Source organism: Desulfosediminicola flagellatus (assembly GCF_005116655.2).
GTDB lineage: Bacteria > Desulfobacterota > Desulfobulbia > Desulfobulbales > Desulfocapsaceae > Desulfopila > Desulfopila flagellata.
Map to the genome: position 1 here is coordinate 1,178,219 of NZ_CP050698.1, position 23,066 is coordinate 1,201,284.

Genomic DNA, 23,066 nt, shown 5'->3' on the forward strand with positions numbered 1-23,066 from the left:
AAACACTACAACGAATGAATTAGCCATAAACGAGTTCGCCACCGGAAAAGCCAAGTCCGCCAGCACACGCCATGCATAAGAGATAAATTATAAGGAGTTTTTTGGAGTCTGCACCCTGGCGTTTGAATATCACTGATACCGCCAAGAGTATGGTGAGCAGTATTCCAAGTATAATTTTTATAATAATGAGGGCTTCCCAGTCACCCCCGAGTTTACCTTGCCAATCCAGTACGCCGGTAATGAGAGTTGGGATAATAAATATCAAGGCAAGTACAGAACAGTGATAGGCAGTCTGGTCAAGGTTCTGATATTTCCATTTTAAGTCAATAAGCGAAAAAATTACTGCTCCTATCACCATTCCCATGGGGATATGCACCATAATTGGGTGTAACGGATGTGTGAAACCTACGGTTTCCAGTAATGCGTATAGTCCTTCAATCATGGAAATCTCCTTTCTTGTGGGAAAATACCTTAAGCTAAAATAGCTGTTTCAGCGTCAATTGTATCTGTAACCTTTTGTCACTTAAAGGAATTGTAATCACTCTTTAAGGCATGGCTTAATAAAATATGTTGGTTCTGAGAAAAAAATCTTCAAATATGGTTTGAATTTTCTTTCATTCTGGCAGGCTTTTGAGCCATGCGTAAATGTCAGCCGCATCATTTTTGGAAAGTTTGCTTTCTGGGAAAGCAGGCATACTCGGTGAATCCGGGTCACGAAGAAACCTTACAAATGATCCAAATCCCATATCGGTTCCGGCAATTGCTGCAGCTCTCCCATCATTGCCAGCCTTGCCGTGACATGCCGAACAGTTGTGCATTGAAAACCACCGTTCACCATTTGCTGCATTGCCGCCTGAACCGTTGCAGGCCGAAAGCAGGAGCAGACTAAATAGTGACAACAGTATCAACAGGCATCTGATTTTCCATTTCCCGATCATTACCACTTCTCCTGGAAAGTTTTCATCCCGAAACGAGGGATTTTCATCTAAATCACGGCACCCGATAAATTTTACCGCAGTCGTACACATGATATCGGTGTCTACGCTTACCTGCGGGATAAAATTTTGAGAGTAACGAAGAGTTAGGTGGAAAGCACCGTTTTCGGATGGAAACTAGAAAGAACGTTGCTGTTAGACCATGTAAAACATCTTGCAAAACTCATCGATTATCTGATGGATTTTGCGAAATTCGTTAAAAAAATGGTATAGAAACGGGGAGGAAAAAGCAAGGGCTATTTTATTCTTAACTAACCGGAACCAAATAACTTACGCATTATGAATGATGGAGCTGTGAATCAGCATATGATGGAGAAATACTGTTGTTCGCGTCACAGATAAAACCAAGATCAATTAAGTATGAATGGGATTTGAGAATGATTGAGTTTATGTAAATTTCAGCTCCCACATTTTCAAGAGTTGTTAATGGTATGAACTTATGAAGAATGCGTAAAGGGTCACTGGTAGAGCTTTCGCAGGAAATTATTTTAACTGCAGGTGTGAGGTGGTACGACTGAAAGCTCTCGACGATAGAAAGATAACTTCCCTCAAGCGTAGCCTTATTGGTTGCAATGAGGTGTTCCAGGGTATCTTGATTAACAAAGTGGAATTTGCCCATTATATATGTCGTCGAAGGTGAAATTTAACGGTTGAGGTTTAGCCGAAGATATAATGTAACTTCAAAGGAATAGCCAGTGATTTTGGGATGCTGTCAAGTTTGACCTAGCAATATGTTATATACGTGTTCACAGCGGCGATATACGCTATTCCAGTTGAAATGATTGATCCCGGCGGTAAGCGGGGCAAGGTCAAGATCAGGCTTGGTCGGCACTCTTAGTAGGCTTGCTCTAATAGACTCTTCAAGCGATCTGATAAAACCTGGTTGTTCAGCGGGTGGAATTCTATCTACCTCCAGGCCTCTGGGCAGCGGGATTAAGGTGATATCTGCTTCCGGTAGGTATGAGTGTATCTCCCGCGTTCCAACAAGATCTGTTGCAATTACTCTACAGCCGCTAGCAACCGCTTCCAGTACTGTAAGCGGTAGACCTTCATACAGAGAGGGGAGAATCATGATGTGATTCTCTCTCATGAGCTGAGCTAGTTGAGTTTGAGGGACTGAACCGTGCAAAGAAATTTTACCAGCTAATTTCCCGGCGAGTAGCATGCACTCTTCATATTCAGGTCCTGTCCCACTACCAACCAGATCGAGGTGGAAGTCCATATCTTCTAATGTGGTCAATGCTTTTAGTAGGTATGGTACTCCCTTGGCATAACTGAGTTTACCTGCATAAATGAGGCGGACAGGAGAGGGCGATGGTTTCTTTTTTTGAAAAAACAGTTCACTGCTATAGCCACCGCCGATTACTGTTATTTTTTCAGGTGCTACGTGGTAAAGGGACTGGATTTCAGATTTTTGAGGTTCACTGAGTGCAAGAATTGCAGGAATATTCCTGCAGCCACTGAGGACTCGTGCACGCAGGTGAGAGCAGGTTCTGAACTGACGAATATCGGATCCATGGCACGTTGTGACCATTGGAATTTGTGGATAAAGCCTCGACGCCAGTGAGCTTAAAAGCCAGAGATGATGGCTGTGGATAATATGCGGCCTAAATTTTCGAATAACTGCCACAAGAGCCCGTGCAAACTCGAATTCATACGTTGCAATATCTGTGTGATCCAAATCCCTGAACCGAATACTGGGGTAGGGCATTTCATCACTCATTCCAACAATATTTGCTGGAAGTTGTCTTTGTCCAAACTCAACACAGGATATATACGCACTATTGATCATTGCCAGATGAGGGATGTCCCCTTTGGCTACACCGCAAACCAGGCGGTTACTATGGCCTGCCATTGCAGATTTCTCAATGAGTTGCTGAATGTAGATTCCGCTTCCGGTGGAGTCAGGCCGCTGACTTATGAGATGAAGGATACGCATGAAAAGTACATCATAGTAATGGATATCAGTTGATGCTCATTTTTCTTCTGATGGTTCTAATGAGCTGGTTTCGGTTATTGGTCGGTTGATTGAGCAAAAGGGAAAATGTTACAAGGCCTCCTGGTGTGTCGAGATAACCTGCATAACAGTATACATCTTCAAGAGTTCCTGATTTGAGATGATAACCATGCTTTATGGGGAGCAGGTCCCGGTGCGGCGTGAACGCATCAACTATGCTCATCATAGCCTTTGGAGTTATATAGGTAGCTCGTGATAATCCAGAGCCTTCCTTAACCAATAATTCATTATCCGGTATACCAATTTGTTGAGTGGCAAAATAGGAGAGTGCTTTTCTGGCTTTTTCCCAGGTTGCCGGATACCCATACTTTTTCCCCCCGGCAGCGAGGGCTAATTGATTTGCTAGAAAGTTATTTGAATAGTGCATACAGAGGCGCACAATATCCTTAACTGTTTTGTCAGAAGTGTATTCAACTATCTTTCTGGCAGTCTTCGGAATCTTACCCTGGCGAAACTCCAGTGTAGATTTTATCCCGGTATTATTGAATATAGAATGCATCAGTTCAGCGGAGTATCTGAGGGAAGTCGAGATATTTCCCTGAATATCATAGGCACCGATATTAATGCGATGTTTGCCGTTTGGGAGTTTGCTGCCTATTTCTTTTGCAAGCACGGTAGTCGGAGTTTGGCTTTCACCTGAGCCTATGGTCCCGTTCTTTTTTTTGACTATAGATACAGAGTTGAAGTTGACTGCAAGTGCTCCATTTGGTGCATCATATGGATTCTCAGAGTTGAGGGATCCTTCCGGCTGAGAGGTTTCAAGCTGAAACAACGAATCATCAAGTATATATGAGCGGATAGTCTCGACACCGCGTTTTTTTAGTTCCACAGCAATCCTGGCTATGCTCTCGGAGGTCAGCAATGGATCTCCCGAACCCTGAACATAGAGGTTCTGATAGTCATCAGTATAAAAGGAGGTCGTGAACCTGTAATCTTCTCCAAGAAACTCAAAAGCGGTCAACGCTGTAAGTAGTTTAATAGTTGATGCAGGGGTGAAACGGTCGTTTGCACGATAACTCTCTATTACTTTTCCGTTTCTGGAGATGATGTATCCGCCATTTTGTACTGTATCGACCGGCAGGATTGCAGCGGTGGAAAACGCAGGCATTAAAGTAACGGTAACAGCGCAAAGGCATAGAACGATCAACATGCTTTTGCGCTGTAAAAACTCGCTAACCCTCTGCCCTAATCTGAGAACAGCGAGATTCGAATCTCTATATTTTTGGCAGATTTGCCATTGATCTGGCAATTTCTTCCTCCGGATAATCGTAATCGTGTAATTCTCCTGCGAAATATTTATCGTAAGAGGCCATATCAATGAGACCGTGTCCGGAAAAATTAAAGAGTATTGTCCTTGGTTCATCCGGATTACGTGTTGCTTCAAGTATTGCCGCGCGGATCGCGTGGCAGGTTTCAGGGGCTGGGATAATCCCTTCAGTTTTGGCAAAGAGAACTCCGGCTTCAAAGCACTCGAGTTGATGAACTTTGAGTGGCTCAATAATATTTTCCCGTACCAAGGCTGAGATTATCGGAGACATTCCGTGATACCGAAGTCCTCCCGCGTGAATACCCGGCGGGATAAAATCATGGCCAAGGGTGTACATATACAATAGAGGAGTTGTCTGGGCGACATCACCAAAATCATATGCCAGCTTACCCATGGTCAGGGTCGGGCAGGATGATGGTTCCACTCCAAGGAATTTTATCTTTTTTCCTTCAAGGTAGTCGGGAATATAGGGTGCAGCAATTCCGGCAAAATTGGATCCACCACCACAGCATCCTATGATGACATCTGGATATTCACCTGCAATTTCCATCTGTTTTTTAGCCTCCAGTCCAATAATTGACTGGTGAATACAGACGTGATTCAATACTGAGCCAAGCGCGTATTTGGTGTCTTCCCTGGAGGAGGCATCCTCAAGTGCTTCAGAAATTGCAATACCCAAAGAACCGGGAGTGTCAGGGAATTCGGCAAGAATTTTTCTGCCGGTTCGCGTGTCTTCACTCGGGCTGGCAACTATCTCGGCTCCAAAGGTCTGCATCATCGATTTACGGTATGGTTTCTGTTTAAAAGAAACCCGTACCATATAGACTTTACAATCAAGACCAAATTTGCTGGTGGCAAAAGAGAGTGCACTTCCCCATTGGCCGGCTCCGGTTTCGGTGGCAAGCCTGCGCACACCTTCTTTCATGTTGTAGTAGGCTTGGGGAACTGCGCTGTTCGCTTTATGAGAACCTACAGGAGAAATACCTTCATTTTTGAAGAATATTTTAGCCTTGGTTCCGAGTGCTTTTTCGAGATTGAATGCTCTTACCAGTGGGGCAGGGCGCCAGATCTTATAGATATCAAGCACTTCTTCGGGGATGTCAATGAAGCTCTCTTGTGACATCTCCTGCTCAAGCAATCCCATGGGGAAAACAGCGCTAAGCTTTTCCGGCCCCATGGGTTCTTTTGTTTCTGGATCAAGTGGAGGCTGGAGACCATTTGGAATATCCGGGACAAGGTTATACCACTGTCTCGGCATCTCGTCGTCACGAAGTATGATTTTCTTCTGCATGTCTTCTCCCCTAAAGTAAATAGCATTTGAGTTATAGCAGCGAACCGCCGTAAATCCGATGTATTAGCCTTAGGTCCTACCATACAAGAGCAGTTAAAGGCAAGAGCGATCAGTTTTCTTTAAGAGGCTCCCATCCTGTTTTAGTAATAAGTGCAGCAAGTGCAGCTTCCTCTGAGATCCCGAGAATATGCTGAAGGGCGTCACTTGGTTTGATGCCTGGCGAACCGCTTCTGTTAATGACTTCCATGCTAATGGTCTCACTATTAATCAGTTCAAGAGTGGTGATGAGAGGTCGGATATTGAATTGCCGTTTTTTCCCCTTACGCACCCTGCTGATAATTAATTCGTCACTATCAACGAACCGTGCGATGAGTTGAACTTCTTCTTCAGTGATAGCCCTGTCCAATTGCACGGTGTATGAGTTGGTAATCACCTGGGGCAGTTTGCCTGAATGCAGTTTGATACTGTCAACCTCAAGCCCTGGTGGTAATTTGGAACTCAGCGTTTTGGCAACGCTGTCCGGACTTTTGAGCACTTCAGGAAGATCCATAATAAAGAATTCAGCCATACTGCGGGTACCAACCGGCAGGGCAGGCCCAAATGAGATCTTCGGGGAAGGATTAAAACCTTTCGAAAAGTTGGTCGTAATGTGTGCTCTGCGAAGTGCGCGGAATACCAATTGCAGGATTTCCAGATGACCTAAATAGCAGATGTTGCCAGTACGACTGTAGTTAACGATATATTTGAAATGCGGCTCATTATCGGAGGCGGGCGGATAGTGCTTACCCTCATGCTCTACAGGTATGACTGTGCCGGGTTCAGTGGACCCAGGTTCAATATCGCTATGGACTATGGGCTGGATCAGCTCAAAATCACACAGCCCACATTGCTGACACCCATGGTAGCGGCAATCTGGGGTATATACTTCTTCGAGTGCATTCTGCCATTCCTGTTTAAGAAAATCGAGATCGACACCTGTTTCCAGATGTTGCCAGGGCAGAACTTCATTCATATCTCTTTCCCGCAGATAATCCTCGAGGTCGAGTTCACATGTGTCTGCAGCCATTCTCCAGCGTACCAGATTGAAATGGTCAGACCAACCATCAAGACGAGCTCCTTCGCTCCATGCCTGATAAATAAGTTTTGCCAGCCTACGATCACCTCTGGAGAAAACACCTTCCAGAAAGCTCTGCTCAGGGCTGTGCCATTTCATGTTGCAGCCCTTACGCGGAAGGTTCTGCTTCAGGTAATTGATGCGCTCGCGACTTTCCTCAATGGTAAGCTGCTTGTTCCATTGAAAAGGAGTATGAGGTTTGGGGACAAAGGTTCCAATACTCACATTGATTTTCTTTTTGCCTTTGGCAACGCTGTCAATCTCGTGGCCTGACTTTATAACAAGCTCGATAATCTCATCGATGTCATCCATCGATTCGGTTGGCAGGCCGATCATGAAATAAAATTTCATTACTTTCCAGCCAAGTGAGAAGGCTGTGCGGCAGGAAGTCAGGAGATCTTCTTCTGTGATACCTTTATTAATAACGCGTCGTAATCGCTCACTGCCTGCTTCCGGAGCCAGGGTGAATCCTGTTTTACGTACTCGTTTGATTTGCTCCATAATCTCAGGGGTGAGCGTGCCGACACGCATTGAAGGCATGGCAACGGAAACATAATTGCCTGCGAACTCGTCCATGAGTTTGGGAAGAACATCACCAAGACAGGAGTAATCTCCGGTTGAAAGCGATAATAATGCTAATTCCTCAAAGCCCGAATTTTCAATACCGTTTTTGGCAAGAGACATTACCTGTTCAGGTGTTCGTTCGCGAACTGGGCGGTATGTTATACCCGCCTGGCAGAAACGACACCCACGGGTGCATCCACGGGCAATTTCAACTCCGAGCCTGTCGTGAACAATCTTAGCATTGGGAACAATTGGATTAAGCAGGTGGTCGGTTTGGGCAAGATCCGGGACAACTCGTCTCATAACTGAATGTTGGAGCGGGTTGCTGTTGTGTATTACGGTTACATGTCCGGCATCATCATATTCGGGAGTAAAGAATGATGGTATATATACGCCGTTGATGAGAGCGAGTTTTTCCAGGAGCTCATTTTTGGGCATATTTGAGGCTTTAGCAAGAGCCACTGCCTCAGCTATTTCGAGAATTGCCTCTTCGCCATCACCTAGTAGAACCGCATCAAAAAAGTCGGCGACAGGTTCAGGGTTCATTGAACAGGCACCACCACCCAGGATGAACGGATAGGTTGCTGTCCGGTCTTTTGCAAGAAGTGGAATTCCTGCAAGATCCAGAACGGTTAGAATGTTGGTGTAACAGAGTTCATATGGCAGGGTAAGCGCAATCAGATCAAAATCACCAAGGGAACGACCAGATTCAAGGGAGGTGAGAGGCTCTTTTCTGCTGCGGAGGAGTCTTTCAACATCTTTATCAGGGCAATAACTCCTTTCGGCAAGGAAATTCTCATTATTGTTTAAAATGTGATAAAGTATCTGTAGTCCCTGATGAGACATTCCTATCTCATAGAGATCAGGGAAAATAAGGGCACAGCGAACATCCGCATCTTCCCAGTTCTTTTGTACAGAGTTATATTCACTTCCCAGGTAGCGACCGGGTTTGGTTACCTGAGAGAAGATTGTAGTATCGGTCATGCGTATCTCTTGATGTAGTGGAAAATTTAACAGAGAGGGAACGGCCAACTGAAAATCTGAAGATTTAGCGACATAAGTTGAAGAAATCTGCGAATTTTTTAATATGGTCGTGTATTATCCTGATTGTTCTCTAATGAACACTCCATTTACTGAAATTTGATTGACATTTCAAGCGGGGATAAGTTATTCAAAAAAGAGAGTACACGATCCCCCGCGAACGTAGTGTCATTTTTATTATATTGAAACAAAAGGTTACTCTCTATGAGGTTAGTGATTGCTATCCTGGTATGCATCGGTACATTTCTGGTAGTGCCTCTGTCTGGTTACAGTCAGCAACAGGGAACTGTTAACACAATCTCATTTGAGTCAATTGATAAAAATTCTGATGTCATCAAGCTTACCTTGAGCAACGAAAATTTGCCTAAAATATTCAAGTTAAGCGGCGAAAAACCACGACTTGTACTTGATTTTCTAGATACGGAATATAAAGGAAGTTCACGAATTGATATCGAAAAAAGTGAACTTGTCCTCGGTATCCGGGTTGGTGTACATAAGAAACCTGAATTGAAAACCAGAGTTGTTGTCGATCTTGTTGAAGATAGAGAAATATTCTGGAGCCAGGATTTCAAGTCAGACGAAAAACTCCTTGTCATATCAATAAAAGGTGGTGGAAGTACCATCGCAAAACCTCTGCCTGTAGTACTGCCGCCATCAACATTAAAAATTAAACCTATTCCGGAACCTCAGCAAATTGACCAAAACGTATTAAGCAAAACGAATGCTGAGCCTGATTTTGCCGAGGCTGTAATTACTCCCTCAGAGCAGATTCAGGAAGTCAAAAGCGGTCCGGTTTTGCTCGATATCTCTTTTGATAATGTCTACGCCAAAAATGGCGAAATGGTACTTTTTAGGCTCAATGATTTTCATCCACCGACAATATCTGCAATAGAGAAAGGCCTCCCACGCATTATCTGTGACTTTATTGATGCAAGCATTCACGAGAATGTACCAAAAGAAATTGAGGCAAACGGAAAACTTGTCGAAAAAATACGGGTTGCTGAACATAAAGAACCCGCAAAGATACGTGTTGTTCTCGATTTAACTCCAGGTAATGACTATGATTTACAACAGGTATTCTTTAAGGAGGATAACCTGTTTGTCCTGATTGTGAATACTCTGGATGCAAAAGATGATACGCCTGAAGCAAAAGATCAATAGAGATTCTCCCATACTGGGATGTGCTGATAGCCTGTAGGTCTTCGTAATTGAAAATCAGCAGTTCTACAGTATTCCAGATCGCTTACATCCGTAAAGTCCAACACCATTTTACTACCGTAGTCGAGTCCTTCTATGGTTATTTTTCCAGGTTGCCATCTGTTTTCAGGACTCCAGTCACTGTAGGTCACTTCCGCCTCAATATCTCCGCTTTCAGTTGTGAATATTCTGCTTAACAGCCGACTGTTATCACTATCTATCAAGAGGTGCTCAGTTGCAGTTTTTTGATGGTTGTCTGTATTCATCTTATTCTGGTCGATAATTGTTACCCAACTGCCACGTTCTTCTGAATCGGAGCGAATTTCGGTGATTAGCTCAGATTCAGGTAACCGTGCTGTGAGCCATTTACCCCAGGAACGATTGTATACAAATGCAGGGGTATCATAAATGCGGGCAAATGCTTGTAGCTCTCCGTCCAGGAATTGCTGTCGTGATGTATCTAGCTGATTAAATTGTGAACCGTCAGTTGTGAAAGCAAACAATGGTTGACCTAAGGGGTTTGATACAATGAATTTCAAATAGGACGGTTGCATAATCTGAACATAGCCACTGACTGCGCGGTTTTTTAGGTGGCTGGTGAAAAAAATATTCAGATCAGCATCAACGCAATTGCTTCGTGAAGTTTCACCTTCGCGAATGTCATTAAGAGCCTTGGTCACAGCGAGCCTTTCGGAATCTTGAAGGGATTCGCGCCAGGGCTTGCGGGCACAACTAGTTAATGAGACTACAATTACCAGTGAGAAAATAACTAAGGGTATAGATGTTTTGGTATACGAATTGTTGGGACAATTACTGGGTAGATAGTTCATTAATCTTTTTTTCCAGAGGGCCTTTTTCGTTTTCATCATCAAACATTTCAAGCCCTCTGCGATACGCATCGCGGGCATCGTCAACTCTGTTGAGCGCCCGGTAAACATCTCCGAGATGGACATAGATATGCGGGTCTTTAGGTTCAAGTTCAAGTGCATGGAGCAAAGCTTCTAAAGCATTATCGAAATTACCGAGTCTGTAATGAACCCATCCCAGGCTGTCTTTAATAAACCCATTATCAGGCTCAAGTTCCGCAGCTCTTAATATATACTGATATGCCAGGTTGAGATTTATGTTCTGATCTGCCCAACTGTAGCCGACAAAATTCAATGCCTCAGGATGGTCCGGACGGAGTTCAAGGACGCGTAACATAGCTGAGAGAGCCTTTTTATGGAGACCTGATCTTTCCAGCAGTAGAGCATGTTCGAAATGCAGTTGGTCATTTTTAGGGAAAGCACGGGTACCTGCAGTGATACTGGCCATTGCTTCTTCTACCCGTTCCTGCTCCTGATAAATGGACGAGAGTAACGCATAGAACACAGGGGTTTGACTCTTAGGATTCTCAGTTGCTTTCTTGAGTAGTTCGACTGCCTCATGATGCATATCCAAGCTTCGCATTATCCGAATTTGTAGATAGACGCCATCGACATATTCTTCTGCTGAAGGATCAATTGCCTGCAGGTAGGCAAGTGCAGTTTCACCTAGCTTTGATTGAAATGCTATAAGGCCAAGCAGATAATTGGCTTCTGATGCAGTGTCGCCTGACCGTATCCCTTCAAGTACTTCAGCAGCTTCAGGGATTTTACCAAGTCGCAGTAATATCTTGGATATAGCCATATCCAATCTGGCTGTATTAGAATTAATACGCTTGAGTCTGCGTAATTCAGCGAGTGCTTCTTCATCTTTTTCAAGAGCCAGAAGGGTTTGGATTTTACCAAGAATTGCTTGTTCATTTTCCGCATCGTTATCAAGGACCGTCTGGTATAGGCGAAGCATGTCTTGATATCTTTCATGGGATTGATAGAACTCTACCATTTCAAATACAAGTTCTGGAGACCAGTTGAGGTCCAATGCTTTTTCGTAGGCTTGCTCTGCGTGTTCGATCTTGCCTTTCATGAGGAATAAACGGGCCAGGTAAATTCGACCAAAATACATCTCGGGATTTTGCTTTATAAGTCGTTTAAACACCTTTTCGGCCTTATCGAGTTCTCCCTGTTGAACTGAAAGAATCCCGAGTCTCAGTAGAACGCCTTCATTTGTCGGGTCACGCTCAAGAACTTCAGAATACAACATGATTGCATCGTTGCGTTTATTCTGCTGAATGCTCAGATGTGCGAGAAGCAGGTATTGTGAAATATCGTCAGGATCTTTTTTAATACCTGCACGAAGAAGTTCAGCTGCTTTTTCTGTTTCACCTAATCTAAAAAGTAGAACTGGTAGTTTTTTCTCAATGTGGTTAGCGGCGGGGTCACAGATCAACGATTTTTGATACGCTTCCAGGGCTTCGTCAAACCGTTGATCATACTCGGCGTGTGCTCCCCATAAATAATAGAAATATGAGCAGGATAAATCCGCCTGGTAGACCTCTTTGCTGTCTCTGTCAGTTGCTCTGCTGCCGCTGGCACAGCCGGCAATAAGTGGAAGTAAAAGAACGAATGCGAGGAGGTGGCGGAGATTTGTCATAGTTGTTCCAGCGGATCGGCTAAGGGGTGAGCGATTACCGTGTCGATGACTGAAAGTAGATTGGCGTGAATCTCATCTATGTTACGTTCAGCATTGATGCGATAAATGAATGGAAGGTCGAGTTCTGAAAAAATCTTTTTCACTTTTTTAAGAGATTCCGCCTGCTCGAAATCGTTTAACAGATCCCCTCGACCCTTGGTGATTCTGTGCAGACTGGTTTCAACAGATACTTCAAATATAAAAGCTATATCGGGTTCTGGAGCGAAATCGTTTAATCGTAATATTTCTATAGGGTCAAAACCATTTGCGCCCTGATACGCAGCGGTAGAGAGGTAATAGCGATCACATAGTACAATTTTTCCAGCTTGAAGAGCGGGCAAAAGTAACGTGTTAACATGCTCACGGCGATCAGCAAGAAATAGTTCAAGTTCTTCGGTTTTACTTGCCAGATCCCTGTTCATGTAAAGTTGTCTGATTTTTTGTCCGTAAGGACCGTCAGTTGGTTCTCTGGTGACAACCACCTCATGGCCGTTCTCCAACAGGTATTCACCTAATAGCTCAATCTGTGTTGATTTTCCGGTCCCGTCAATCCCTTCAAAAACGATGAGTGTGCCTGGCAATGCTTTGGTCATGATTAATTCTATTTAGAGTTATGTGTTATTCTGTTTTTACAGATGTCAGATGCCATGGCCACAGCGCAAGACAGACTGGTCTCATCGGCCAGTCCTTTACCTGCAATATCGTAGGCGGTGCCATGGTCAACTGATGTACGCACGATTGGAAGGCCCAGGGTGACATTTACTCCATCCTTGAAGTGCAGCAACTTAAAAGGGATTAACCCTTGATCATGGTACATACAGACCACTGCATCGTATAATCCAGATGAGGCTTTAAAAAACACGGTGTCTGGCGGATAAGGACCACTAGCATTAACCCCATCGTGTATAGCGCGATGTATTGCAGGTGTGATGACGTTTTCTTCTTCTGTACCGAAGAGGCCATCTTCACTGCTATGCGGGTTAAGCCCGGCAACTGCGATGTTGGGCGAGTTTATACCAAAATCAGTCTTTAGAGCGTTATTAGTAATGTGGATAAGATTATAGATAGCTGATTCAGTGAGCTTAGCTGGTACCTGGCTGAGAGCGCAATGAATGGTGGTCAGGGTGACTTTTAATGAGTCTCCTGCCATCATCATTGTATAGTTTTGAGCTCCGGTGAGTTCTACCAGCATTTCAGTATGCCCAGGGAATTTGTGACCTGCAAGCTGTAACGCGCTTTTAGATATTGGGCAGGTAGTGATGCCGTCGATAATGTTGTTTTTGGCTAACTTTACAGCGGTAAGAATGTAGTCAGCCATACATTTTGATGACTTTTGGGTAAAATGTCCCCATGAATGGTCTGCCAGGTCCAGAGATGAAACGCTGAGAACAGGTATGCCAGATTCCGGGTAAGACTGTCCTGGCTGCCAGGGGATACAGGGCGCAGGAAGTCCGAGGTCTCTACCGCATTTTTCAAGGATACCTATATCCCCGATTACGACAGACCTGACTTCAGGAGGTCGGGAGATGTTTGAAAAATATTTCAATATAATTTCAGGGCCGATGCCTCCTGGGCATCCCATTGTAATTCCGATCATCGTCATAATTAAAGTGTAACGCGTATGTGAAATTAGTCAAAGCCGTAACGTAGTATCTAAGACAAACAGTATGTAAAGCGAAAACGGGGTAAATAAACTCTTATCAGTGATAGCTAAGGTCAAAGGCGTTTTTAATGATTTCTATGGTAGGAGAACTGTTATAATCAATCATCACCGAAACTACATCGAAGCGGGCAGAAGAATCCATGAGGTTTTGTCGACATAAATACTCAAGAGCGACACGTGAAATCTGAGTTTGTTTCCGGGGAGTTACTGCAGCGGCTGGAGAACCGAAAACAGAAGATGATCTGGTCTTGACTTCGATAAAAACAGTGGTTGTGTTTTCTTGGGCAATAATATCAATTTCTCCGGTCTTCAAACGATAGTTCCTGTGAAGAATTGAATATCCATTTCGTTGAAGATAAATCGCTGCCAGATCCTCACCTTTTTGTCCAAGAATTGATCGTTTATTTGACAAATTCCTTTACCCCTTTAAATGTTTTTCGATGGATGGGGCACGGACCATGTTCCGCGATTACCTTGCGGTGAGCCTTTGTAGGATAACCTTTATGCTGAGCAAAGTTATATACTGGATATTTTTCGTGGAGATCCACCATGAGTCTATCCCGTGTAACTTTGGCGATTATCGAAGCTGCCGCAATAGAGGCACTTTTTGTTTCACCTTTTATTAGGGCACGCTGGGGTGTGGAGTGGGGTATCTCGAATTTTCCGTCGACCAGGATATAGTCAGGAGCATGCCCATGAGCGGTTAATTCATCAACCGACAAACGCATGGCATAAAGAGAAGCCTGCAGGATATTTATTTGGTCAATTTTTTTTTCTGAAACAATTCCAATTCCGATAGTAGCGTCCAGTTCATGAAGAACAGAAAAGAGTTCTTTCAGCTTTTTATGGGATAATTTTTTTGAATCGAGAAAAATTCGAGGATCACAGTGAGCGGGGAGGATTACACTGGCAGCTACAACCGGGCCGGCAAGAGGTCCTCGACCAACTTCATCTGATCCTGCAATAGCGGAAAAACCTTGGGAAGCAAGATAGTTTTCGTAGTGGAAGTTATCGCCTGCGTTTACGCTGGAATCAAACAATGAAGTTTTCATCTCTTTAAAAGAGTACTGGTGAATACTTTAAACACGAACACCCGAGCCCCTTAGAAGGGTTGCTCGGGTGACAATGCGACACATGTTTCCTAAAGGAAACGTGGTCTTAGCGCTGGTAACCGCGTTCGCGAATACGTGCAGCCTTACCGCGAAGGTTACGCAGGTAGTAGAGACGGGATCTACGAACGCGACCACGGCTTACCACCTCGATTTTCTCAATACGTGGGTTGTGGAGAGAAAAGGTTTTCTCAACACCAACACCATGAGAAATCTTGCGCACGGTGTAGGTTGCACCCATTGTTCCACGCTTACGCTTGATAACTACACCCTGAAAAATCTGGACACGCTCTTTGGTACCCTCGATAATTCGGATATGAACTTTTACAGAGTCACCAGGACGAAAATCCGGGTGATCCTGACGCATCTGTTCTTCATTGATTCTTTCGATGATTGTGCTCATAACGTCTTGTATAGGTTGAAGTATAGGAATATTTCCCGTATTACTTGCATCTGTTAATATTTATCAGCTTCCCAGCAGTCTATCGAGAATAATCGATACTGCAGAGCGAACTGATAGATGATTGTAATCTGTGCAGCCTTTTATTGGAGGCAACACAGCGTCAGCTACATCCATAACCTCTTTCGCCAATCCGTGTGCCGTACCAAAAAGGAGCAGAACTGGCGTGCCGGAGGCAATTTTTTCTTTAACGACCGTGTAGGGCAGAGTGTGGTCATAGGTTTTTGCACTGGTTACAATGATAAGAGGTCTTTTTCCGTATCGTTCAGTAAGTTCTTCAATAGCTTCATCGACTGATGTAGCCAGTTGAACTATAGAAAGAGCTTCTTTTCTTGCCGGGTTGTACCCAGCACCGTAACCATCCTGCCAGTGACCAACTATTTCTCTGACCAGTTGCTGCTGGTCTTCATATGGAGTAGTGACGTAATACTGGTCTACTCCAAAAGTTTTTGCAGCCCTTGCTATATCATGCAGATCAAGATTTGTCACGGCTGAGCCGATTATTTCACCGTTTTTATTTACAACCGGGTGGTGAACCAGGGCTAAACTAACTGCTTTCATTTTTTACCCCGACTTACCTTATCCAAATCTGTCTGTATGTCGAGTATTGTGTCATACAGCTTGTGTTGCTTCAAAAGCTTTTTCTCACTCTTTGAAAAAGTTTCAGTCCTGATCATCTCAGGTCGCCGTTCAAGTGTTCGTTGAACGGATGCGAGAAATCGTATTTTTTCAATCTGTTCGTGGTTACCTGATAGTAATTCTGCAGGAACCTCCAGATCATTCCATACCCTGGGCCGGGTATATTGCGGATGCTTAAGCATATTTCTGCTGAAAGTATCTTTGTCAGCAGAATCTGAGCATCCCAGAACGCCTGGTAACAGCCTGGTCACTGAATCAATGATGACCATTGCTGCAAGCTCACCACCGGTAAGGATGTAATCACCGATAGAGATTTCTTCATCTACATATGTTGCACGAAAGCGTTCATCAACACCTTCGTAGCGACCGCAGACAAGAATGAGATGATTCTCATTTGCGAATTCTTGAGCAATATCCTGTGAAAATTTTCTCCCTTGCGGGCTCATCAGGATGACCTTTCCTGCTCCGTTTACTTCCCTGGCTTTATCGACAGCTGCAGCTAACGGCTCTGCTTTCATAACCATTCCCTCACCGCCCCCAAAGGGTCGATCGTCAGTCATGGAGTGCTTGTCAGTAGCAAAATCTCTAATATTCGTGGTGTGAATATCTATGAAATTACTCTGCCTGGCTCTGCGAAGTATTCCCTCATTTAAAGGGGAGGCCAAAAGGTCTGGAAAAATTGTTAATACATCAAAAATCATTTATTACTGCCAAAGAGATCTTCATCTTCATCGGTGTTTATATCGAGAAGACCGGGAGGTGGATCTATTACCACTGTTGTTTCATCATACGTGTTGAGAATGCCGTCAGTCATTGGCACAAGGTATTCGTCATTATCACCTTGAATAACCATAACATCCTGAGCACCATTTGAAAAAATGGAACTCAGAGTACCGAGGTCGCGCCCATCGACTGTATGCACCTGTAAACCAACAAGTTGATGCCAGTAGAATTCGTCCTTACCTAACTCGGGAAGATCAGATTTGGCAACAAGTACACCCATACCGGTTAATCTCTCGGCATGGGTGCGATCGGAAACCCGATCAAACAATACGACAGCTTTGCCTTTTTGGACTCTAAATCGTTTTATGACAAGTTTGGGAGATATCTCTCCCTTACTGTCAACAAGGTAAAGCGTGTCGTATTCTTTAAAGTTTTCAGGCTGACCGGAAAAGGCATGGATATTCACCTCACCGTGCAATCCTTGCGGTTTTGCAACGGTTCCGATCAGAATGTAACTGTTTTCAGGAAATCTATATTTATGCTGCATAATCCTGAACGACAGTTACTCCACTATTTCAAGCCTCGACCGCTTGTTCTCTCTGGCCGCAGCTGCTGAGAGAACAGAACGCATAGCCCTGGCTGTTCTTCCCTGTTTACCAATTACCTTTCCTAAGTCATCCGGTGCGACTGTAAGTTCAACCGTGAGACAATCTTCTTCTTCGCTCATGGTTACCTTTACTTCATCCGGTTGATCGACCAGGGAACGGGCAATGAAGGCTATAAGTTCTTCCATGCCGTATTATTCGGTGATCGCTGCTTTTTTGAGCAAGCTCTTAACTGTGGTTGTAGGCAATGCGCCCTTACCAACCCAGTTCTGAAGCTTCTCGTTGTCAATGGTAATTGTTGCCGGATCCTGAAGAGGATCGTAGGTGCCAACGATATCGAGGAATTTTCCATCACGTGGACACTGACTGTCTGCAACAACTATACGATAGAAAGGTTTTTTCTTTCTGCCAAGTCTGGTTAAACGAATACGAACTGCCATTTCGGGTTTATCCTCCGATTAGGTTTATATGGGTAAGTAGCACCCGACAGTAAACCGGATTCGTAGATCCGGTATTAAATTTATCTTCTTTTAAGACCTTTGGGTAACTTCCTGCGCTTCTGCCCTGTCATAGCACCGGGCTTGCCGCTCATCTTCTTCATCATTTTCAACATAGCAGAGTAACTTTTGAGTACCCTGTTAACGTCTGTAACTGTTGTACCTGAACCGGTAGCAATTCGCTGACGCCTGCTGTTATTAATGATTTTGTGGTTTTTTCGTTCCTTACGGGTCATGGAACGAATAATCGCCTCTGTCTTTACGAGCTCTCGCTCATCAGGCTTTGGCGCATCTTTTAACTGCTTCAGCTTGTTGATTCCGGGAACCATGCCAAGAATTTGTTCGAGGGAACCCATTTTCTTGATCTGCTGAATCTGATCGAGAAAATCTTCGAGTGTGAATTGGTTCTTCTGAAGTTTTTTGGCAAGCTTATCAGCTTCTTTTCTGTCTACGACAGCTTCAGCTTTTTCGATCAGGGTAAGTACATCACCCATGCCGAGAATTCTGGATGCAACACGATCTGGATGGAATATTTCCAGCGCATCGAGTGCCTCACCGACACCAACAAATTTGATTGGTTTTCCAGTGACATTTTTAATGGAGAGAGCAGCACCACCACGGGCATCACCTTCCATTTTTGTAAGCACTACACCAGAAATTTCAAGCGTCTGATTAAATTTGTCAGCAACTGTTACCGCGTCCTGTCCTGTCATGGAGTCAGCGACGAAGAGAATCTCAGACAGGTGAACCGCTTGCTGAATATCTCTTAGTTCCTGCATGAGGGCGTCATCAACATGGAGACGACCCGCGGTATCTATAATCAGTGTGTCGTAATTTTCTTTACTGGCAATATCTACAGCCTGCAGACAGATATCAACCGGCTTTGTCTCTAGTGTAGATGGATGGACAGGGACATCGATCCTGCTTCCAAGTACCTGGAGTTGCTCAATAGCAGCCGGACGATAAACATCGGCAGGAACAAGATATGGCTTTCTGCCCTTTTCTTTCAACATCCTTGCAAGCTTACCGGATGTTGTTGTTTTACCAGAGCCCTGTAAACCAGCCATCATTATGATAACAGGCTGCTTGCCGTCAAGTCTCAGCTGTTCTGTACCACCGCCAAGCAGAGCAACAAGTTCATCATGTACTATTTTGATGACCTGTTGTCCAGGAGAGAGACTTTTTGAGACTTCCCGCCCTATGGCTTTTTCAGTCACGGTGGCTACAAATTCTTTGGCCACTTTGAAGTTAACATCAGCATCAAGAAGTGCCATTCGCACTTCCCGCATTGCTTCCTGAATGTTCTCTTCAGTAAGTATGCCGTGACCACGGAGTTTCTTGAATACTCCTTCTAGCCGGTCTGTCAGGTTTTCAAACATAGTATATTGTTACTGTTATACATAGGCCCGTAATTACCTGAAAGAGGTGGCGGGCAAAAATAGTTAGTTGTTGCTGAAACACATATGTAAATGTTGTTCGCCTGCCTGAATTTAGTATACACATTTCAGGCTGCTGCTGGTCAGCTCAAAAGAGAGCAAATTACTGTGTATGAGATGATATGTCAAGCAGGTAACGAAAAGCGAGAGAAAAAGTCATACCATCACTATCAGCAAAGGAATGCGAATTATGTTGTGAGATGTTTTTCAGGATCGCTTTCGAAAACCATGGAGCGGAATATATACAAGGATCGCTGGCCAGAAAATTAGTAGGCCTACAGTCCAAAATGTCTTGGCTCCTTTACTCAAAGCGGGACGATAAAAAATATCCCGAAAGATAATGAACATTAAAATGACATTCACAAATAGTCCGACTCCACTTGCAGTAAGAAGGAGGTGCATTTGCCTCATTTCAGGAACTAAAACGAGGAGTGAAATAAGGGCAAAGGCGAAAATAATTGCAAAAATCGAATATGCTTTTTCAATAGTGCTCATGGATATACGAATAAAATAGCTTAAATTTTCAGGGTTAGAAGACAGAATTCTGTGAGGAACCGAAAATACCTTATTTGTTGAAACCGGTCAATACGTCCTCGCTTATCCTCTATCAAAAATAGGCCATTTAGATTGCATTGGTTGCCCATCAACCAGGAATGCCTATTATTCTTATAAAATTGAATATCACTATAGAGGGTGAACATTTGGATACTAAAGAAAAAGGGCTTGAAGAATATTTCATTCGTGATGAACCGTATTACGAATCACAATCTAATGAAATTCTCCTGGCAACTACCGCATATTTAAACAAATTACCATTATTATTAAAGGGGCCAACGGGATGTGGTAAAACGCGATTTATGCAGTGGCTTGCCTGGAAACTGAAGAGACCTCTTATTACTGTCTCATGCCATGATGATTTGTCGACTTCTGATCTGGTTGGTCGCTACCTTATTAAAGGCAACGAAGCCGTATGGGTGGATGGACCCTTAACAATGGCTGTGAAAGCTGGTGCAATCTGCTATCTGGATGAGGTGGTTGAAGCGCGAAAAGATACAACAGTAGTTATTCATCCATTAGCTGATGACAGGCGTGAGCTACCTATAGAAAAGCTTGGCAGGCTTTTTGTCGCTGCTGATAGTTTTATGCTCGCTGTTTCGTATAATCCCGGATACCAGAGTGTACTTAAAGATCTTAAACCTTCAACTCGACAGCGATTTGTTTCTATATCTTTTGATTATCCGTCTCCTGAACTTGAACGGACAATAGTTCAACAAGAAGCGGGTGTTGATGAAATACTTGCAGGTCAGCTGGTGAAACTGGCTACTATGACAAGAGGTCTAAAGGAATCGGGTCTTCCTGAAGGAGCATCGACCCGACTACTTATTCATGCTGCAATACTATTTAATAGCGGAATAGATATTACAATGGCTTGCAGAGCCGGTATTCTTGAAAGCCTAACGGATGATGAGGATATGCTTGCAGCAATGGGTGAAATGGTTGCCTCTGTATTTTGAGTTCAATTATGTCAACTCAACTTAAAAAACATTTCTATCAACAGGTTTCCCCTTCATTACCAAACGACTGGGAGGTTGAAGAAGGTCTTGAGCCGTTGATAGAGCTCGAGAAGTGGCAGCAGGATGCCGTACTTGCACTAGTTCATGTTGTCTGGCCGGTTAGTAATAGCCTCTGTTTCTCATATATTCAGTACGCGGCGACAAATATTGGAAAACTTGGTGCCACGAATCTCAATGAGTGGGTTCGCCAGTTACTTGATCATTATGAGCGTGAAGGGCTTGGTGGAGCCAGAGCCTTCATGTCTGATGTCGATGAAAATTTCTTCAGACGTATTGCCGGTGAAGCTGGAACAGATCTTAGCGAGGTACGCGGAAGATTGTTACCCTTTATCAGAGGAGTATCCTCGCTTTCTCTGGATATCTCTGTTTCAGAAACTGCCTGGACGGACAGTGCTGTAATATACCTTCCTAAGAATATAAACTATTTTTTAAGTCCTTCGCAAAACCAATCATATTATACGTTTCTTGCTTGTTGTCAGTGGGGATACCTTTTGCTCGGGACGTTGACCACTGATGTTGATTCATCGCATTTCCCTGCAGATTCAAAGCAGGCTATTGGGGGGAGTGGTCGCTATCCTGTCGAAGAGTTTTTTGCATTGTTCCCTGATCCTCAATTGGCGATCAATATCTTTCATCTTTATGAATTTTCACGTGTTGTTCGTATGCTCAATCGCGAACTGCCTGGGTTGATGAGAAGAATTACGCCGTTATTGTCTGATCTTCTTGATCGCTTAGCAGGGCAGGGGATGAGTATAAGCGCATTTTACTCACACATGAGTAACCTGGTTAGTGAAACTGAAAGTCTTCATAGTAGACCAGAGGAAGGTGAGGAGGAGAGTCGGGAAGGAGATCGTCATGCTAATCTGGCGCGAGTCGTTGAGATCTATGAGAGCTTTAGTACCAATAGTTCTTCAGAAGACTGGTGCCAGTTCAACCATTTAACCGGAATAGTACAATTCAACAAAGTGAGAGAACAGGCTGAAAGGAGGAGGGCCGAAGAGAAGACCTCCATTATCCAGCAAATTGCCAATTTTCTCGAACACCAACTCGATGCCACAGAGAATACCAAGGAAGAGAACGATGTAGATGTTTCAGCTGAGGCTGCTGATGGGAGTAGGATAGTTATTTCTTTACTCAAGAACACAGAGGAAAACAGGGGTCAAATCAGTCATAAAATACGACTTAATAACGAAGAATTTGAGTTACCCCCTGAAATTTCAGATCTTGTAAATAGAATCACTACCGACCTGGGCAAGGTGCCTGAAGGGTATCTTCAGGCAGCAGCGGGAATAGCGGGCAGAGCGAAACAGACAGGTGGTGGAGGTGGTACAGAAGTATCCACACTCAAGACGCTGAGTGAAGCAACATTATATGATGAATGGGATTATCGGCGACAGGGATATAGAAAAAACTGGTGTGCCCTGATCGAAAAGGAGATCACTCCGGTCAGATCGCAATTTGTAAACAAAACATTGATTCGTTATCGTGGCATGATTCTCAGGCTTCGCCGACAATTTGAAATGCTGAGAACACGGCACAGGTTTATCAGGAGACGACGATATGGTGATGATATTGATTTTGATGCTCTGGTCGAAGCTGTTGGTGACAGGCTGGCAGGGCTTACACCCTCCGATAGGCTCTTTATTAGATTGCAAAGGGATGAGCGTGATATTGCAGTGATGTTTCTTGTTGATATGTCAAATTCAACAGAAGGGTGGGTAGGCAAAGCCATAAAGGAATCCCTTGTTCTGCTTTGCGATGTCTTAGAAGTAGTTGGCGATAAATATGGAATCTATGGGTTTTCTGGTATGCGACGCTCCAGATGTGAGTTGTTTAAGATTAAGGAGATGGAGGAGCGCTATGGCGAGCTAGTGCAGCAGCGAATATGTGCAATTTCTCCGCGAGAGTATACCCGTATGGCCCCGCCGATTCGTCATCTGACTAATATGTTAGTAAAAACAGAAGCGAAGGTGAAGTTGTTGATAACGATATCTGACGGAAAACCTGAAGATTATGATGACTATCGCGGCGAATATGCCATTGAGGATACACGGCAGGCGCTTATTGAGACCAGGGGGAAAGGTGTTATTCCTTTTTGTATAACTGTCGACCAGGAAGCACATTCCTATTTGTCACATATGTTTGGTAAGGGCAATTATATATATGTAGATGGGGTGGATAAGCTTCCTGCACGGATGCCTGAGATATACAGACTACTAACGCATTAACTCACGGAAGAGGATGGGATGAGAAGGAATTCTCGGGAGTGTTCAGAATCTTCTGTATCTACTTATTTTAAGTAGGTGGTTGTGTACGTCGTT

General features: G+C 44.0%; 23 protein-coding genes. 3 read left to right on the forward strand and 20 right to left on the reverse strand.

Annotation, left to right across the window (positions count from 1 at the left end; translation table 11 throughout):
• Positions 1 to 19: 19 nt before the first annotated feature.
• From FCL46_RS04875 to FCL46_RS04905, 7 genes are all read right to left on the reverse strand, one after another.
• Positions 20 to 442, reverse strand: coding sequence for a DUF2231 domain-containing protein (locus tag FCL46_RS04875; protein ID WP_136805256.1), 423 nt, complete (start codon positions 440 to 442; stop codon positions 20 to 22).
• Positions 443 to 614: 172 nt separating this feature from the next.
• Positions 615 to 938 carry a c-type cytochrome gene (locus FCL46_RS04880; protein ID WP_167505731.1) on the reverse strand — a complete coding sequence of 108 codons (324 nt, stop codon included), beginning with the start codon at positions 936 to 938 and terminating at the stop codon, positions 615 to 617.
• 334 nt (positions 939 to 1,272) lie between these two features.
• On the reverse strand, positions 1,273 to 1,614 hold the full coding sequence (locus FCL46_RS04885; protein ID WP_136805258.1) for a hypothetical protein: 342 nt from the start codon (positions 1,612 to 1,614) through the stop codon (positions 1,273 to 1,275).
• A gap of 93 nt (positions 1,615 to 1,707) precedes the next feature.
• Positions 1,708 to 2,934, reverse strand: coding sequence for a glycosyltransferase family 4 protein (locus tag FCL46_RS04890; RefSeq protein WP_136805259.1), 1,227 nt, complete (start codon positions 2,932 to 2,934; stop codon positions 1,708 to 1,710).
• 25 nt (positions 2,935 to 2,959) lie between these two features.
• The gene (locus tag FCL46_RS04895; protein WP_136805260.1) at positions 2,960 to 4,162 is read right to left on the reverse strand and encodes a D-alanyl-D-alanine carboxypeptidase/D-alanyl-D-alanine-endopeptidase; all 1,203 of its coding nucleotides are present in this window, start codon (positions 4,160 to 4,162) and stop codon (positions 2,960 to 2,962) included.
• 64 nt (positions 4,163 to 4,226) lie between these two features.
• The gene (locus tag FCL46_RS04900) at positions 4,227 to 5,570 is read right to left on the reverse strand and encodes a TrpB-like pyridoxal phosphate-dependent enzyme (protein ID WP_136805261.1); all 1,344 of its coding nucleotides are present in this window, start codon (positions 5,568 to 5,570) and stop codon (positions 4,227 to 4,229) included.
• Between the two features lie 109 nt (positions 5,571 to 5,679).
• Positions 5,680 to 8,232: a TIGR03960 family B12-binding radical SAM protein gene (locus FCL46_RS04905; protein ID WP_136805262.1), complete on the reverse strand. Its 2,553-nt coding sequence runs from the start codon at positions 8,230 to 8,232 to the stop codon at positions 5,680 to 5,682.
• 261 nt (positions 8,233 to 8,493) lie between these two features.
• Between FCL46_RS04905 and FCL46_RS04910 the strand changes: the two genes are divergently transcribed.
• Positions 8,494 to 9,450, forward strand: coding sequence for an AMIN domain-containing protein (locus tag FCL46_RS04910; RefSeq protein WP_136805263.1), 957 nt, complete (start codon positions 8,494 to 8,496; stop codon positions 9,448 to 9,450).
• On the opposite strand, the gene FCL46_RS04915 is transcribed toward FCL46_RS04910, so the two are convergent.
• From FCL46_RS04915 to ffh, 13 genes are all read right to left on the reverse strand, one after another.
• Positions 9,444 to 10,316, reverse strand: coding sequence for a hypothetical protein (locus FCL46_RS04915; protein ID WP_136805264.1), 873 nt, complete (start codon positions 10,314 to 10,316; stop codon positions 9,444 to 9,446). The two genes, FCL46_RS04910 and FCL46_RS04915, sit on opposite strands and share 7 nt — an antisense overlap.
• Positions 10,297 to 12,000, reverse strand: a complete 1,704-nt coding sequence (locus FCL46_RS04920) for a tetratricopeptide repeat protein (RefSeq protein WP_136805265.1) — start codon at positions 11,998 to 12,000, stop codon at positions 10,297 to 10,299. Before FCL46_RS04920 ends, FCL46_RS04915 begins: the two co-directional genes overlap by 20 nt.
• Positions 11,997 to 12,632 carry a dTMP kinase gene (gene tmk / locus FCL46_RS04925; protein WP_136805266.1) on the reverse strand — a complete coding sequence of 212 codons (636 nt, stop codon included), beginning with the start codon at positions 12,630 to 12,632 and terminating at the stop codon, positions 11,997 to 11,999. Before tmk ends, FCL46_RS04920 begins: the two co-directional genes overlap by 4 nt.
• Positions 12,633 to 12,640: 8 nt before the next feature.
• A complete protein-coding gene (pdxA, locus tag FCL46_RS04930; protein WP_136805267.1) occupies positions 12,641 to 13,621 on the reverse strand; it encodes a 4-hydroxythreonine-4-phosphate dehydrogenase PdxA in 981 nt (326 codons plus the stop codon).
• A gap of 118 nt (positions 13,622 to 13,739) precedes the next feature.
• A complete protein-coding gene (locus tag FCL46_RS04935; protein WP_136805268.1) occupies positions 13,740 to 14,114 on the reverse strand; it encodes a YraN family protein in 375 nt (124 codons plus the stop codon).
• Positions 14,104 to 14,754 (reverse strand): ribonuclease HII, encoded by a 651-nt coding sequence (locus FCL46_RS04940; protein ID WP_136805269.1) that lies wholly within the window; start codon positions 14,752 to 14,754, stop codon positions 14,104 to 14,106. The genes FCL46_RS04935 and FCL46_RS04940 overlap by 11 nt, the downstream gene beginning before the upstream one ends.
• 106 nt (positions 14,755 to 14,860) lie before the next feature.
• Positions 14,861 to 15,214: a 50S ribosomal protein L19 gene (gene rplS / locus FCL46_RS04945; protein WP_136805270.1), complete on the reverse strand. Its 354-nt coding sequence runs from the start codon at positions 15,212 to 15,214 to the stop codon at positions 14,861 to 14,863.
• Positions 15,215 to 15,277: 63 nt separating this feature from the next.
• Positions 15,278 to 15,832 (reverse strand): RNA methyltransferase, encoded by a 555-nt coding sequence (locus FCL46_RS04950; RefSeq protein ID WP_136805271.1) that lies wholly within the window; start codon positions 15,830 to 15,832, stop codon positions 15,278 to 15,280.
• Positions 15,829 to 16,611: a tRNA (guanosine(37)-N1)-methyltransferase TrmD gene (gene trmD, locus FCL46_RS04955; protein ID WP_136805272.1), complete on the reverse strand. Its 783-nt coding sequence runs from the start codon at positions 16,609 to 16,611 to the stop codon at positions 15,829 to 15,831. The genes FCL46_RS04950 and trmD overlap by 4 nt, the downstream gene beginning before the upstream one ends.
• Positions 16,608 to 17,180: a ribosome maturation factor RimM gene (gene rimM, locus FCL46_RS04960; RefSeq protein ID WP_136805273.1), complete on the reverse strand. Its 573-nt coding sequence runs from the start codon at positions 17,178 to 17,180 to the stop codon at positions 16,608 to 16,610. Before rimM ends, trmD begins: the two co-directional genes overlap by 4 nt.
• 15 nt (positions 17,181 to 17,195) lie before the next feature.
• Entirely contained in the window at positions 17,196 to 17,426 is a 231-nt protein-coding gene (locus tag FCL46_RS04965; protein ID WP_136805274.1) for a KH domain-containing protein, read from the reverse strand.
• Positions 17,427 to 17,432: 6 nt separating this feature from the next.
• Positions 17,433 to 17,678: a 30S ribosomal protein S16 gene (gene rpsP / locus FCL46_RS04970; RefSeq protein WP_136805275.1), complete on the reverse strand. Its 246-nt coding sequence runs from the start codon at positions 17,676 to 17,678 to the stop codon at positions 17,433 to 17,435.
• Between the two features lie 80 nt (positions 17,679 to 17,758).
• Positions 17,759 to 19,114 (reverse strand): signal recognition particle protein, encoded by a 1,356-nt coding sequence (ffh, locus tag FCL46_RS04975; RefSeq protein ID WP_136805276.1) that lies wholly within the window; start codon positions 19,112 to 19,114, stop codon positions 17,759 to 17,761.
• 758 nt (positions 19,115 to 19,872) lie between these two features.
• Between ffh and FCL46_RS04980 the strand changes: the two genes are divergently transcribed.
• Entirely contained in the window at positions 19,873 to 20,685 is an 813-nt protein-coding gene (locus tag FCL46_RS04980) for a CbbQ/NirQ/NorQ/GpvN family protein (RefSeq protein ID WP_217909563.1), read from the forward strand.
• An 8-nt stretch (positions 20,686 to 20,693) separates the two neighbouring features.
• Entirely contained in the window at positions 20,694 to 22,973 is a 2,280-nt protein-coding gene (locus FCL46_RS04985; RefSeq protein WP_136805278.1) for a nitric oxide reductase activation protein NorD, read from the forward strand.
• Positions 22,974 to 23,066: the final 93 nt, after the last annotated feature.